General features: G+C 48.2%; 13 protein-coding genes. 9 read left to right on the forward strand and 4 right to left on the reverse strand.

Going from position 1 to position 12,999, the window contains the following annotated elements; all coding sequences use genetic code 11:
* The first annotated feature begins 110 nt into the window (after positions 1–110).
* The 8 genes from QZ367_RS00345 to QZ367_RS00380 all read left to right on the forward strand — a co-directional run bounded on the left by QZ367_RS00345 (position 111) and on the right by QZ367_RS00380 (position 8,636).
* Entirely contained in the window at positions 111–1,490 is a 1,380-nt protein-coding gene (locus tag QZ367_RS00345) for a M23 family metallopeptidase (RefSeq protein WP_291935738.1), read from the forward strand.
* Between the two features lie 50 nt (positions 1,491–1,540).
* Positions 1,541–2,425, forward strand: a complete 885-nt coding sequence (gene lpxC / locus QZ367_RS00350) for a UDP-3-O-acyl-N-acetylglucosamine deacetylase (protein WP_291935742.1) — start codon at positions 1,541–1,543, stop codon at positions 2,423–2,425.
* Between the two features lie 63 nt (positions 2,426–2,488).
* Entirely contained in the window at positions 2,489–2,887 is a 399-nt protein-coding gene (locus QZ367_RS00355) for a glycoprotease (RefSeq protein WP_291935744.1), read from the forward strand.
* 8 nt (positions 2,888–2,895) lie between these two features.
* Entirely contained in the window at positions 2,896–3,777 is an 882-nt protein-coding gene (gene thrB / locus QZ367_RS00360; RefSeq protein ID WP_291935749.1) for a homoserine kinase, read from the forward strand.
* Positions 3,778–3,798: 21 nt separating this feature from the next.
* Entirely contained in the window at positions 3,799–4,026 is a 228-nt protein-coding gene (locus QZ367_RS00365; protein ID WP_040304108.1) for a hypothetical protein, read from the forward strand.
* Positions 4,010–6,718, forward strand: a complete 2,709-nt coding sequence (gene infB / locus QZ367_RS00370; protein WP_291935759.1) for a translation initiation factor IF-2 — start codon at positions 4,010–4,012, stop codon at positions 6,716–6,718. Before QZ367_RS00365 ends, infB begins: the two co-directional genes overlap by 17 nt.
* A 1,140-nt stretch (positions 6,719–7,858) precedes the next feature.
* A complete protein-coding gene (gene rbfA, locus QZ367_RS00375; protein ID WP_291935762.1) occupies positions 7,859–8,224 on the forward strand; it encodes a 30S ribosome-binding factor RbfA in 366 nt (121 codons plus the stop codon).
* Positions 8,217–8,636 carry a ribosome maturation factor RimP gene (locus QZ367_RS00380; RefSeq protein WP_291935766.1) on the forward strand — a complete coding sequence of 140 codons (420 nt, stop codon included), beginning with the start codon at positions 8,217–8,219 and terminating at the stop codon, positions 8,634–8,636. Before rbfA ends, QZ367_RS00380 begins: the two co-directional genes overlap by 8 nt.
* Before the next feature lie 177 nt (positions 8,637–8,813).
* Here the strand turns inward: QZ367_RS00380 and QZ367_RS00385 are convergent, their stop codons facing one another.
* Together QZ367_RS00385 and QZ367_RS00390 are read right to left on the reverse strand one after the other, a co-directional pair.
* Complete coding sequence (locus tag QZ367_RS00385) at positions 8,814–9,230, reverse strand: hypothetical protein (RefSeq protein ID WP_291935768.1); 417 nt, start codon at positions 9,228–9,230, stop codon at positions 8,814–8,816.
* A 690-nt stretch (positions 9,231–9,920) separates the two neighbouring features.
* On the reverse strand, positions 9,921–10,175 hold the full coding sequence (locus QZ367_RS00390; RefSeq protein ID WP_069435689.1) for a hypothetical protein: 255 nt from the start codon (positions 10,173–10,175) through the stop codon (positions 9,921–9,923).
* A 541-nt stretch (positions 10,176–10,716) separates the two neighbouring features.
* On the opposite strand from QZ367_RS00390, the gene ribD reads away from it, so the two are divergent.
* Complete coding sequence (ribD, locus tag QZ367_RS00395) at positions 10,717–11,874, forward strand: bifunctional diaminohydroxyphosphoribosylaminopyrimidine deaminase/5-amino-6-(5-phosphoribosylamino)uracil reductase RibD (RefSeq protein ID WP_291935778.1); 1,158 nt, start codon at positions 10,717–10,719, stop codon at positions 11,872–11,874.
* Positions 11,875–11,878: 4 nt separating this feature from the next.
* Here the strand turns inward: ribD and QZ367_RS00400 are convergent, their stop codons facing one another.
* Both QZ367_RS00400 and QZ367_RS00405 read right to left on the reverse strand, forming a co-directional pair.
* Positions 11,879–12,409 (reverse strand): hypothetical protein, encoded by a 531-nt coding sequence (locus QZ367_RS00400; protein WP_291935781.1) that lies wholly within the window; start codon positions 12,407–12,409, stop codon positions 11,879–11,881.
* Positions 12,410–12,471: 62 nt separating this feature from the next.
* A complete protein-coding gene (locus QZ367_RS00405; protein WP_291935784.1) occupies positions 12,472–12,855 on the reverse strand; it encodes a transporter in 384 nt (127 codons plus the stop codon).
* Positions 12,856–12,999 lie beyond the last annotated feature (144 nt).

Consider the following 12,999-nt stretch of genomic DNA (forward strand, 5'->3'; position numbering starts at 1 on the left):
AATTCGCCTCGTAAATCGCTAAACATTTGCGTTAAATTTTGCCTCGCTTTACCGATAATTTAAGTTAAGCTTGTAAAATCGCGCTCTAAAATCATATCAAAGGCTCTTTTATGCGTAGAAATGGCAATGGAACGAAGCTTAAAATTTTAATATTTCTTATTATAATATGCGCTTTGGTTTATGGAATTTTTAGAATTTTCACCTCGCCGAAATTTGAAAAAAATCCTCCGCAAATTGCGCTGGAAAATGAAATTTATTGGAATTTAACCTCGCCTTTAAAGATTAAAATTTCAGACGATACCGGCATTAAGCTTGTCCGCGTAAACTTAAATGACGGAGCCAGCACGATACCGCTACTAAATGAGGAGCTGAACGTTCCGCAAACGACGCTAGAGCTTGCCGTGCAATTTCCTAAAAATTTGATGCTTAATAAAGATAAAAACTACAAGCTCGAGGTTTTTGCAAACGACATTAGCTCGTGGAATTTTGCGCAAGGAAATAAGAGCGTAAAAACGGCAAATATAATAATAGATGACAAAAAGCCCCTCATAAATATCATCAATCAATCCTATAAAATCACTAAAGGCGGTAGCGCTGTAGTCGTATTCTCAGCTAAAGACGAGCGCCTAAACGAAGTCTATGTCAAAACCAACTATGGCAAAATTTTTAAAGCAATTCCTTTTGTAAAAGAGGGCTATTATGCGTCTCTCGTAGCGTGGCCTGCAAATTTGGAGGAATTTCGCGCAGAAGCGGTCGCCACTGATCGTGCAGGCAATGAAAGCATTTCGCAGATCAAATATTTTTATCAGGACAAAAAATATAAAGTCTCTACTATCAAGCTAAATCCGGGTTTTATTAACGGCAAGGTAAGCGATCTGGCTAGCCAATACGCGCAGAATTTTAACTCGATGAGCGATCTGGAAAAATTTAAATTCGTAAATGAAACTTTGCGTAAGAAAAACGGAGATGATCTGCACGCTGCTACTAGCGCGGTGCACGAGGATAAAATAAATGGATTTGAGCTAAAGCCTTTTTATCCGCTTGCTAAAGGCGCAGCGGTAGCAAGCTTTGCCGATCATCGGATATTTTTTATGAACGACGAACAAGTAAGCGAGTCATGGCATATGGGGCTCGATCTAGCAAGCGTTGCAAACGCCGATATCAAAGAGAGCAACTATGGCAAGGTAGTTTTTGCGCAGGAAAATGGAATTTTCGGATTAAATTTAGGAATTTACTACGGCTTCGGATTATACGGCATATACGGACACTGCTCGGCGACGCAGCTAAGTGTGGGCAGCGACGTAAAGCCGGGCGACATTCTAGCACAGACGGGCTCAAGCGGCTTTGCTTTCGGAGATCATCTGCATTTTGGTATCGTAGTTCAGGGCGTGGACGTAAGACCCGAGGAGTGGATGGATCCTAAGTGGATGAAAGATAACATTACCGATGTCTTAGAATCGTCCAAAAAAGTAATAGAAAAAGGTAAGTAAATTTTAAAATTTTCGCTATAATGCGCGGGTTAATGAAAACGAGGATAGAAATGAGACAGACAACGATAGCTAAGAAGGTCCATAACGTCGGCATCGGGCTGCACAAAGGTGAGCCTATCAGACTTACGTTAGAGCCTTTAGAGGCGGGCAGTGGAATCGTATTTTATAGAAGTGATCTTGGCGTTAGTTTTAAAGCCGAGCCAAAAAACGTCATAAATACGCAGATGGCGACCGTCGTAGGAAATGAGAAGGGCTATATATCAACAATAGAGCATCTAATGAGCGCCATTAATGCCTATGGTATCGATAATATCCGTATCATCGTCGATGCTAATGAAATTCCTGTAATGGACGGAAGTTCGGCGAGCTTTTGTATGCTTTTGGACGAAGCGGGCGTAAGAGAGCTCGACGCAAATAAAAAAGCTCTCATCATCAAGCGTGCCGTGGAGATTCGCGAGGGAGATAAGCTCGTACGGCTAAGCCCGAGCAAGAGCCCTAAATTTGATTATACAATTAAATTTAGCCATCCGCTCATCGGCACTCAGCACTATGTTTTTGAATTTAGCAAAAAAGTCTATCTTAAAGAAATTTCGCGCGCCAGAACTTTTGGTTTTTTGAAAGATGTGCAAGCGCTACGTTCCATGGGTCTAGCTCTAGGCGGCAGCTTAGAAAATGCCGTCGTAATCGATGAGAACAAAATTTTAAACCCCGAGGGTTTGCGTTTTGAAAACGAGTTCGTTCGCCATAAAATTTTAGACGCGATCGGCGATCTTGCGCTCGTAGGCGCTCCGATTTTGGGCGATTATACGGCGTTTGCGGGAAGCCACGATCTAAATCATAAGCTCACTTTGGCGATTTTAGCCGACACTAAAAATTTAGAGCTAGTAGATCTTACCGCCGAGGTTGTGCGCGAATATCAAAAAGTCTTTGCTTAAGGCTGTAAAATCAAAGAGGTTGAAATTCTAATTGCCGCCCTTAGCGCTCCATGCTTGCTCGGCGTGTATGAAAGTGGCGCCAAGATAGCGGAATTTAAAAGCAATGAGGGCGAAAAAGCCGATAACTTCCTGATCTGCAAATTTAGCGAAATTCTAAAAACTTATAAGATCAAAGAGCTCATTTACGCAAATACTCCCGGCAGCTTTATGGGCGTGAAGGTAAGCTACGTGATCTTGCGCACGCTTAGCATCGCTCTTGATGTGCCGCTGTACGCGATCAGCGGCTTTGAGCTAAGCGGCTTCGGGCCGATCAGAGCGAACAAAAACTTCAGCTACGTTTACGAACGCGGCGAAATCAGGATGAAAAAATGCGCCCCCGCCGCGCTATCTTTGCCGCAGGATTTATCGGTTTTAAATAAAAGCGATGATATACTTCCAAATTACATCATAGAAGCGGTTTAGGAGAGAGCTTGATTATAAGAATTCCTGCGACGAGTGCAAATTTAGGCCCCGGTTTCGACGCGCTCGGCCTTAGCCTAGGGCTATTTAACGAAGTAGAAATTACCGAGCAGAAGTTTTTTTGCGTATCGCTTAGCGGCGAGGGTAGCGACAGAGCGTGGCTTAAGAAGGGCAACGCTTTTTTGAATATTTTTAATGAAATTTACAGAAAACTAGGCGGCGGGCAAGAGTTAAATTTTAAATTCGCCTTTCACAACAACATCCCGTTTTCGCGTGGGCTAGGTAGCAGCTCGGCTGTGATCGTAGGCGCTATCGCAAGCGCTTATAAAGTTTGCGGCTTTGAGATCGATCGCGCTAAAATTTTAAACACGGCGCTGGAATATGAAAATCACCCCGATAATATCGCGCCCGCAACGCTCGGCGGCTTTGTCAGCAGCGTCGTGGACGGCAAGACGGTTCGCACGCAAAAATGCGAAATTTCGCAAGATCTGCAAGCGGTCGTTGTCATTCCCGATACGCCGATGCCTACGAACGAATCTCGCGGCAAGCTGCCTAAGAGCTTTTCGATCAAAGATTGCGTTAGCAACCTCTCGCACGCGGCGTTTCTGAGTGCTTGCTTTATGCGACGCGACTACGACAGCTTGCGCTATGCCTGTATCGATAAGATGCACGAGCAGATGCGCATGGGCGTGCTTCCGCAGCTTTTTGGGGTGCGCGAGATCGCCTATGATAACGGCGCGCTTATGAGCTCGCTCTCGGGAAGCGGCTCAAGCTTTTTAAATTTAGCCTACAGATCCGACGCCGCAAAGCTTAAAGCCTGCCTTAGCGAAAATTTTCAAAACTTCCGCGTCGAAATTTTAGAGATCGACAACGGCGGCTTTAATATTGACTAAGAAAAATAAAGATATAATCGCATGAGCGAACCGATTAGGATGTGCGTTATTTGCAAGGGGCGCTTCGCCAAGCGCGAACTCCACGCCTTTTTGCAAAATTTTAAAAATATAAGCTCAAACAGACAATTTTATATTTGCGACGGTTGCATAAATCAAAAAGAGAAAATTTCAAAATATCTATCTAAATTTGCGTCTAGCGCAGATTTGGGACATATCAAGGAGAGGGTTTTAAATGGGTGTTCTGATTAAAGATATCGCGGACGAGCTTGGATACGCAAGCAAAGAGATAATCGAAAAAGCGCAGGAGATGGGCTTTAAAAAGGTAAAAACCGCGTCGAATAAAGTAAGCGAAGAGGAAGCTGCCGCTATTTATGATTATATTCAGACGGGAATTTTGCCGGGGAAAAAGTCAAAGCCCGCAAAGAAAAGCTCCGAAAAAGCGCAAGAAGACGAGAATAAGCCCGCTAAAAAACAGAGTGAAACTAAAAAAACCGCTAAAAAAGAGAGCCCTAAAAAGGCGGAAAGCTTAAAAGCTTCCGAATCCAAAGAGTCAGCGCAGAGCGCCAAAGAGCCTAGCGACGAAAAAGCGCGTACGCAAGAGCCTGAGATAAAAACCGAAAAATCTCAAAATCAAAAAGAAGAAATTTCCTCCACCCCGCAGGAGAAAGAGGAGAAGCAAAACGCCGCTTCAAAGCCTGCTTCGGTGCAGATAAACAGCGGCGATAGCATCGCTAGCGAGAGCCTGCAAAAGCGCCGCGGCTTAGTCATCGTAAAAAAGAAAAAGGAAGTTCAGGTCCCGGCGGCACAAGATAGGACCGAGCCTAGGCGCGAAAAGATAAGTGCGAGCCTAGAGGCGATCTTTTCAAATGCCGAACTAAATTTGAAAAAGAAAAAGATCGAAAAGAAAAAAGCCCCCGCGGCTAAAAAAGAAGATGCCCTTAAAATCGACATCATTCCTGATCACGAGATGGCGGATATCGTCATTGAGGACGAAGACGTCGTGGTAATGCCAGATTTCACCGTCAAACCGATCCAAACCGAAAACCGCACCAAAAGTAAAAACCAACCTAATATTTATCGCGCCTCGCAGAATCAAATTTTCAGCAGTGAGGGCGGTATAAGTCGCGGCGGTCGCAAAAAGCATAAAAAAGCCCCTCGCGAGCAGGGTAGCGAAATCGTAAGTTCTGTAAATATCCCAAAAGAGATCCGCGTCTATGAGTTCGCCGATAAGATCAAAAAGCAGCCTAGCGAGATCATCGGCAAGCTATTTGCGCTTGGGATGATGACGACGAAAAACGATTTTTTGGACGAGGACGCGATAGAAATTTTAGCAAGCGAATTCGGCATTGAGGTAAATATCATCGATGAGGCGCAGGAGTTTGATTACATCAAGGCCTACGAGGACAGCGAAGGCGAAGAAAATTTAATCGCTAGAGCGCCTGTCATTACCATCATGGGACACGTCGATCACGGCAAAACGAGCCTGCTCGATTATATCCGAAACTCTCGCGTAGCAAGCGGCGAAGCGGGCGGCATCACGCAGCACGTAGGCGCGTATATGGTCGAGAAAAACGGCAGGAAGATCACCTTCATCGACACTCCGGGTCACGAGGCCTTTACTTCGATGCGCGCGCGCGGAGCCGAGGTTACCGATATCGTAATCATCGTAGTGGCGGCAGACGACGGCGTCAAGCCTCAGACTAAGGAGGCTATAGCGCACGCCAAGGCCGCAAACGTGCCGATTATCATCGCGATAAACAAGATGGACAAGCCTAACGCCAATCCCGATCTCGTAAAAACGGGGCTTGCAGAGCTTGATATCATGCCTACCGAGTGGGGCGGCAGCTACGAGTTCGTGCCAATCTCCGCAAAAACAGGCGACGGGATCGAAAATTTATTAGAGATCGTGCTTTTGCAAGCCGATCTTTTGGAGCTTAAGGCAGATCCTAGCAAGCAGGCTAAGGCAACCATCATAGAAAGTTCCCTTCAAAAAGGGCGCGGCGCCGTTGCCACCGTCATCGTGCAAAACGGCACTCTGCACGTCGGAGACACCGTCGTAGCAGGCATCGCATACGGCAAGGTGCGCGCGCTTAGCGACGATAAGGGTAGAGCGCTAAAGCAAATTTTACCGGGCGAATGCGGCGTCATCATAGGCCTTAGCGAGGTTCCGGGCGCTGGCGAGACGTTGATCGGCGTTTCAAGCGATAAGGAAGCGCGCGAGTACGCGAGTAAAATTTACGAGCATCAGCGCCAAAAAGAGCTTAGCAAATCGACCAAGGTCACTATCGACGAGCTAAGCGCCAAGATCGCCGAAGGCTCGCTAAAAAGCCTTCCTGTGATCGTCAAAGCCGACGTTGCGGGCTCGTTGGAGGCTATCAAAGCAAGCCTTGAGAAGCTCCGCAACGACGAAGTCAAGGTAGATATCATCCACAGCGGCATCGGCGGTATCACGCAAAACGACATCGCCTTAGCAAGCGCCAGCGAAAACTGCGTGATCTTGGGCTTCAACGTCCGTCCTACGGGCGAGATCAAAGAGCTTGCCAAGGAGCGCGGCGCGCAGATTAAGACCTACAACGTCATCTACAATCTAATCGATGATATCAAGGCGCTTTTGGGCGGCCTTATGAGCCCGATCATCAGCGAGGAAGCCTTGGGCCAGGCCGAGATCCGCCAGGTCATCAACGTGCCTAAGATCGGGCAGATCGCGGGTTGCATGGTTACCGACGGGCTCATCGCTCGCGGCGCGAAGATCCGCGTCATCAGAGAGGGCGTCATCGTTTTCGAGGGCAACGTCAGCTCGCTCAAGCGCTTCAAAGACGACGCCAAGGAAGTCGCCAAAGGCTTCGAATGCGGCGTAGGCATCGAGGGCTACGACGATATGCGCGTGGGCGATTTTATCGAAAGCTACAAGCAAAAAGAGGAGCAGGCTACGATAGACTAATGCTCGCGAAATCCGCGTGGGCATTGGCTTCGTTCGCACGGCTTGCGGCTAAATTTTAAGTCGCGATCGCGCTTTGAAATTTTATGCTCGCAGAATTTGGGCGTGAAATTTCGTCTTTTAAATTTAGCGGCGGAATGCGCGAGCAAGGCTTTAAATTTTGTCGGTTTCTGCGCGAGGCTTTGTCGCGTAGCGTCAGTTTTGAAATTTTAATGTTTTAGATTTTTCTTGTGGCGCGGCTTTGCGATTAAATTTTATTTTATGCCGCTTGCTGATCGCGGTTTTTCCGCGCGACTTAAATTAAATTTAATCGCAAAGTTTAAATTTTAAAGCGGCAAAATTTAGATTTCGCATGGCATCGAAGCGCTTTTAAAATTTAAGATAAATTTCGAAGCGGCGCAGTGTGCGGCAAAACAGCAGCGCGGAGAATAGCGCGGCGCAGGTAGCGCAAAATAAAGCCGCAACGGCGTGCGGTGTCATTGCGGCGCTGCCAAAAGACGGCAACGGATATCGTAAATAGCGACGCAGTAAGCAAGCGTAGCGCAAAGAGGGTGCCACCGCGCACCGTATTATTGCGGCGCCAAGACGGGCAGTGCGGCAGCGAATATAACGCGCCGTGGCGAGCAGAGCACGGCGCAGAATAGCACCGCGTCTTGGCGCGGAAATATTTCTGCTGTAGCGGTGCGGCTATGCGACGAGCTTCCGTACGCGAGCCATAAATTTTATGCGATCTGCGTTTGAAATTTAAGCGCAAAGCGCGGGCTAAAATTTAAAAGTAAAATTTCAAAGCTGAACTTACGCTTTTTAAAATTTAAAAGCGAAATTTTAAAAAGTGCGGCGTCGTTTGTAATACCGGCGCGCAGCAAACCGCTTAGAATTTAAATAGACGTTCCGACGCATCGCAAGCCGCGTCAAATTTAAACAGACCGCGTCGCCGCAGGGCGGATATTTCGTCATGTCGAAGCGAGATAAAATTCTGCGTTGCCGCCGCGCCGAAGCGAAATAGAATTCCGCATCGCCATAAGATGGACGCGAAATAAAATTCAGTGCCGCCGTGAGATGGATGCGAGATAAGGCTCCGCGGCGGAGCAATAAAATTCCATCGCCGCGCAATCTGCGGCGATTTAAGATAGCGAGGTAAAGATGAATCCGATCGAACTCAGAAGACTTCGCACGCAAAGCGTGCTAAAGCAGCTCATCCCCGAAGCGCTCGCGAGCCTTGAGGACGAGCTTTTGCGCGGGCTGTGCGTCACCGACGTGGAGTGCAAGCGCGGGCGCTACGACGCGTTCGTATATCTGGATAAAAACGCCTTCGACGAGCGCGAGCAGGAATTCGTGCTCGAAAAGCTCGGCCGCGTGGCGAGATATTTGCAAAACTTCTGCGCCGAGGCGGAGGGCTGGTACCGCTGCCCCGCGTTTCACTTCAAATTTGACGACCGCTTGGAGTATCAAAACAAAATGGACGATCTTTTCGACAAAATAGAGGAGGAGCTACGCAAAAATGGTTGATTTAGAGGCTTTAGCGCGCGAGTGCGGCGTGCAGCTTTACGACGTGGAGACGGTGAGCGAAAACGGCAGAACGATCTATCGCATCAGCATCACGAAAGCGGGCGGCGTGGGGCTGGACGACTGCGAGCGGCTATCGCGGCTGCTTTCGCCGATTTTTGACGTGGAGCCGCCGCTTGAGGGCGAGTGGACGCTGGAGGTCGGCTCGCCCGGGCTTGAGCGCAAGCTAAGCAAGCTGCAACATTTCGCAAACTCCGTGGGCGAGCTGGTACGTCTAAGTCGCACGGATGGGCAGAAGCTAAGCGGCGAGGTGCTCGGCTGCGAAGGCGGCGTGCTTAGACTACGCACGGACGGCGGCGAGGTGAGCGTGCGACTTGACGAGATCAAAAAGGCGCGAACCTACGTGCAGTGGTAGCTACGTGGATTTTAAAGCTCTGCGCACGCGGCTTTGGGGTGTGGTGTTTGAGAAGCGTAGACTTAAATTTTAAGCTAAAGCGGCGAGGCTAATTTGGATTTGCCTTGCTTTTTGCGCGCTTTTAAGTATTGTGTCTATCGCGAGCGATGCACGGCTTGCGGCATCTTGCCTCGCTTTTTAATTTGGCGCGCGATATTCGGTGTGGCTTTCAAAAACACATACCGCGCGCGAACCTTTCGCGTTGAGCTTGATCGTATCGCACGAAAATTTCTGCGTTGCAATTGTTCGCATGCGCACCGCGGCGAAACGCTGTTTCGCCAAGCTTTCAGCGGAGCTTGCGCCCGCGATTATCGGCATGTGATACGAGCGCGCGTGCTGCGGGCAGAGCGAAAATTTCGATAAATATGAGCCTCTCGCGCGGACGTGCCCGCAACGCCGCCTTGTTGTGTCGCATGGGCACGCGAGCATGTTAAATTTTGGATTTTTTAAAAATTTGCCGCTGTCGGTCGCTCCTGATCTCTCGCGGCGCTCGGCGCAAAATTTTAAAATTCCGGTGCCGCTCGCCTGTTTTGAAATTTCAGATCGCGCCGACAAAAGATAATTTTTACGCCACTGGGCGGCGCTTTGAAATTTCAGATCGTACCGCTAAAAAGCAAGCTTCGCGGCGATTGCTGCTGCGCAAATTTTAATTCCCATGCCGCGCGTGCCGTTTTTGAAATTTCACGCTGCGTCGCTAAAAGATAAGTTTTGCGTGACGCTTTCGCGTTGCTTTAGAATTTCACGTCGCGCCCGAAAGCGGCTAAATTTAAAATTTACGCGCTGTTTTGGCGCGGTAAAATTCCACGCCTTTTGCCGCAAAGTAGAATTTTAAATTTTACGCCTTGCCATAAATTTAGATTTTACCGTCCGCACCAGAATATTGCGCCTGCGAGCTTTGCGGCGTCCATATCGCGATCGCGCTACGGCTATTTGCAAGCACGGCTTGATTGCAAAATTTCATCGATAAAGCTTTTTATAAAATTTCGGCGGTTTTGCTTTGGCGATAAAATTTCAGCGAGAACGCGAAAATCAAAATCGAGTAAGGCGCGCCGCAAAATTTTACGCAAAGCGGTGCGAAAAATTCCGTGTCGCGAGACATAGACGGCACGCAAAACTCGCAAGGCAAAATCCATAGAAAAGCGGGAAATTCCGCGATAAATTTACGTTTTAAAACTCTGAGGGCGGAGGTTTGCGCGCCGTCCATCAAATAATTAAAATTACGCCAAGCGGCGCGAATGTTTGCGACTATGAAGCGGAGATGCCGATCGTGGCTAGCAGTACGGGCGAGGTCATGAGCCCTACGATCGTAAGGATCCACGCTAATATCGCTATTACGAGCGAGGCTTGCTTTTTGACGGCTTGATAGGTCGCGGCGATCGCGCACAAAAACGCAAGCGGAACAAAGACGATCCCTAGAAAAAATATTCCTAAAATCGCGAAGACTATGGAGAGTATCCCAAGCACGTTTGATTGGGGTTGAACGGTCGGTTGTTCAGACATTTTAATCCTTTGAAAAAAATTATATAATTCTCCCCCCCCCCCCCCCCTGAATTTGAGCTGAAATTAAGCCGTGCCTTTTGAAATTTCATATTCGTGCCCGATTTCGGTTTTGCCCTAGCGCTCCATTAAAATTTTACTTCGCAAAACTTGCTTTTTGCGCCTGCTATCGCCAGATGCTTGTTTATACAATGAGCGAAAATTTTGCCGTCTGTGCGCGAAACGGACGCCGCAAAATTCACGATTTAGGATAAAATTCTAAAACCTGTGGTAAGATTTCGCAGTTTTGTTCCCGCGCGGAATCTGCTCCTACACATACGGCGCACGGCTTGCACTCTGATAAATTTGGCGCTTAAAGCGAGGCTTGTAGCAGCAAATGTATTTGGAACGTGAGTCGGCGAACCGGTACGGTACGGGCGAGCGTAGGCTGGCAAGCGGGTTGCGTCCGAGGCGTAATCTGTTGCGGGCAGAGAAGGTTGCCGACTAGCCGCAATTCGGCTAAACAAGCGCGGCGGAGCGGGATAATTTAAATTTTGGATTTTGTATGAACGACGAATTTTATATGGATTTGGCGCTGCGGGCTGCGTGGCGCTATCAGGCTCTGGCGCTACCCAACCCCGCCGTGGGCTGCGCGCTGCTGGATAAGAGCGGCAGAGTTCTTGGCGTAGGCGCGCACAAAAAGGCGGGCTTTTTGCACGCCGAGGTAAACGCCGTTTTCGCCGCGCTGTGCGATCTGGACGCAAATTTCGCGCAGGATTTCGCCCGCGAATACGCCCGCAAATTCGGCGTTAAATTTCAAAACATAGAAGCCCTAAAAAGCGCGCTTTTGCAGCCGAGCTTCACCTATGATTTTATCTTAAACCGCCACGGCGGGCTTTTGCGCGGCACTTGCGCCTACGTCACGCTCGAGCCCTGCGCACACCGCGGCAAGACCCCGTCTTGTGCCGAGCTTTTGGCAGAGCTAGGCCTATCGCGCGTGGTAATCGGCGCGCGCGATACGAACGCGCAGGCTGCGGGCGGCGCGGAAATTTTACGCCGCGGAGGCATAGAGGTGAAATTTGACGTTTGCCGTGCCGCGGCGACGGAGCTTGCGGAGCCGTTTTATCTGGCGCGCGAGAGCGGCTTTTGCTTCATCAAAATCAACGCTACGCTAAACGGCGCGGTGCATGGGCGGATCGGCAGCGAGAAGCAGCGCGCGTTCGTGCACGAGCTGCGCAGCGTGTGCGACTACGTATGCGTGGGCGGACAGACCGTGCGCGCCGACAGACCGACGCTGGACGTGCGTGCGGCTAAATTTGATGAAATTAGCGCTTTGGTGGGCAATGCTGATATGTTGACGCCAGACGCGCGCGTTGCGCCGCAAAATCTAAAGCTGCGCGCGCCCGACGTTTGGATTCGTTCGCGCCGCAGCCTTTCGGATTTTGATGCGAGCATTCCGCTTTTCGGCGTTGAAGGGCGCAAGGTGGAGGTCTCGCGCTCGCTGCCTGCGGGCGCGAAAATCACGATGATAGAGGCGGGGGCGAGTTCGTTTGACGAGTTCGCGCAGTTTGCGAGCCATGCGCTTATTTTTTACAGCGCGCAGATGAGGGACAGGGGAAATTTTAGAGCAAATGCCGCGCTACAGCCGCTTTTCATCTCCAGCGCGGGCGATCCGCACCTAGAAGCGAACGAATTTTACGGCTGGTTTAAAATTTTAAAATGAAAGGTTATACTACTGCCGATATAAAAATCAGCGCAGCTACTATTATTATGACGAACACTAGCACTTTATCTATATTATATTTCCTTTTAGGGCTGCAATTTTGCAAGAAAGCCCCAAGCTTGTATTCACTGATATGAAATAGCCAAGCGGTCCAAATCGATCCGAGGGATAGGCACATCGCCGCAAATGCCGTATCAGATTTCTGCCATACGATCATGCCGAAAATTAAAAACAAAGACAGAAAAGAAACGATAATCACGCCTATCGTCGAAAAGGCGATAAAAAATATAAAATTTAGCTTGCAATCGATGCCTAAAATGCGAAAATTAATAATTTTATTTGCGATATAAAATGCGGAGATTATCGTTAAGATAGCTTTTGCGAGCTCGGCCTTAAAAGGAGCGTAGGGCAATAGCGGTACGCCAAAAACTGCATTCGATATGATACCTACGTGCGATAAAGTAAAGCCGAGCGAGAATGAGAATACGCCCGTCAGTAAGATGCCTAGAAGTAATTTATAAAAATATATTTTCATACGCAATCCTTAAAATTCTGCGAAATTATACGCAATAGCAGCTTAAAACTTTAATCGTAAATTTAGCGTAAGCTTTGAAATTTCTCACGTATGCCGCAGGCAACGACACAGAGCGAATATAAAAAATAGATATATGCTGCAAGCGGGACAAAAGCGACAAATCCCGAAGCATAAACTAGCGCTACTAATACATATGTCGCATTTGCCAGCGCAGGTATGCTATAAGTCCAAAGCTCGGGCTTTTCAAAAGGGGTGTCTATAGCGTTAAAATACAAAGCTAAATTTACGATAAGCAGTAGAAAAAATATATAGTTCTTTTTCATAAAAGGAAAAGCGGCGCAAACCAAGACTACTATCAAATTTAATGCGATAAGAAAACCTATGTAATTAATATCTATAAAGGCGCAAAGTAAGCCTAAAACCGCGATTAATATATCTCTTTTCATAACTGATTGCCGTCCTTTTTAATTCCTGCAATTATAATGCGTAGGTTTAAATTTTAATAAAAAAGTATTCCGTGCTTAAAATTCCGTCGCGCCGTGCGGGTGATCTACGTCTATGAAATTTACGCTTACGGACGAAATTTAAAC

The organism is Campylobacter sp., from assembly GCF_019423325.1.
GTDB lineage: Bacteria > Campylobacterota > Campylobacteria > Campylobacterales > Campylobacteraceae > Campylobacter_B.

Coding starts and splice junctions, on each gene's coding strand:
- QZ367_RS00345 (WP_291935738.1), top strand. CDS start 111: ATGCGTAGAAATGGCAATGGAACGAAGCTTAAAATTTTAATATTTCTT.
- lpxC (WP_291935742.1), top strand. CDS start 1,541: ATGAGACAGACAACGATAGCTAAGAAGGTCCATAACGTCGGCATCGGG.
- QZ367_RS00365 (WP_040304108.1), top strand. CDS start 3,799: ATGAGCGAACCGATTAGGATGTGCGTTATTTGCAAGGGGCGCTTCGCC.
- infB (WP_291935759.1), top strand. CDS start 4,010: ATGGGTGTTCTGATTAAAGATATCGCGGACGAGCTTGGATACGCAAGC.
- rbfA (WP_291935762.1), top strand. CDS start 7,859: ATGAATCCGATCGAACTCAGAAGACTTCGCACGCAAAGCGTGCTAAAG.
- QZ367_RS00380 (WP_291935766.1), top strand. CDS start 8,217: ATGGTTGATTTAGAGGCTTTAGCGCGCGAGTGCGGCGTGCAGCTTTAC.
- QZ367_RS00390 (WP_069435689.1), bottom strand. CDS start 10,175: ATGTCTGAACAACCGACCGTTCAACCCCAATCAAACGTGCTTGGGATA.
- ribD (WP_291935778.1), top strand. CDS start 10,717: ATGAACGACGAATTTTATATGGATTTGGCGCTGCGGGCTGCGTGGCGC.
- QZ367_RS00400 (WP_291935781.1), bottom strand. CDS start 12,409: ATGAAAATATATTTTTATAAATTACTTCTAGGCATCTTACTGACGGGC.
- QZ367_RS00405 (WP_291935784.1), bottom strand. CDS start 12,855: ATGAAAAGAGATATATTAATCGCGGTTTTAGGCTTACTTTGCGCCTTT.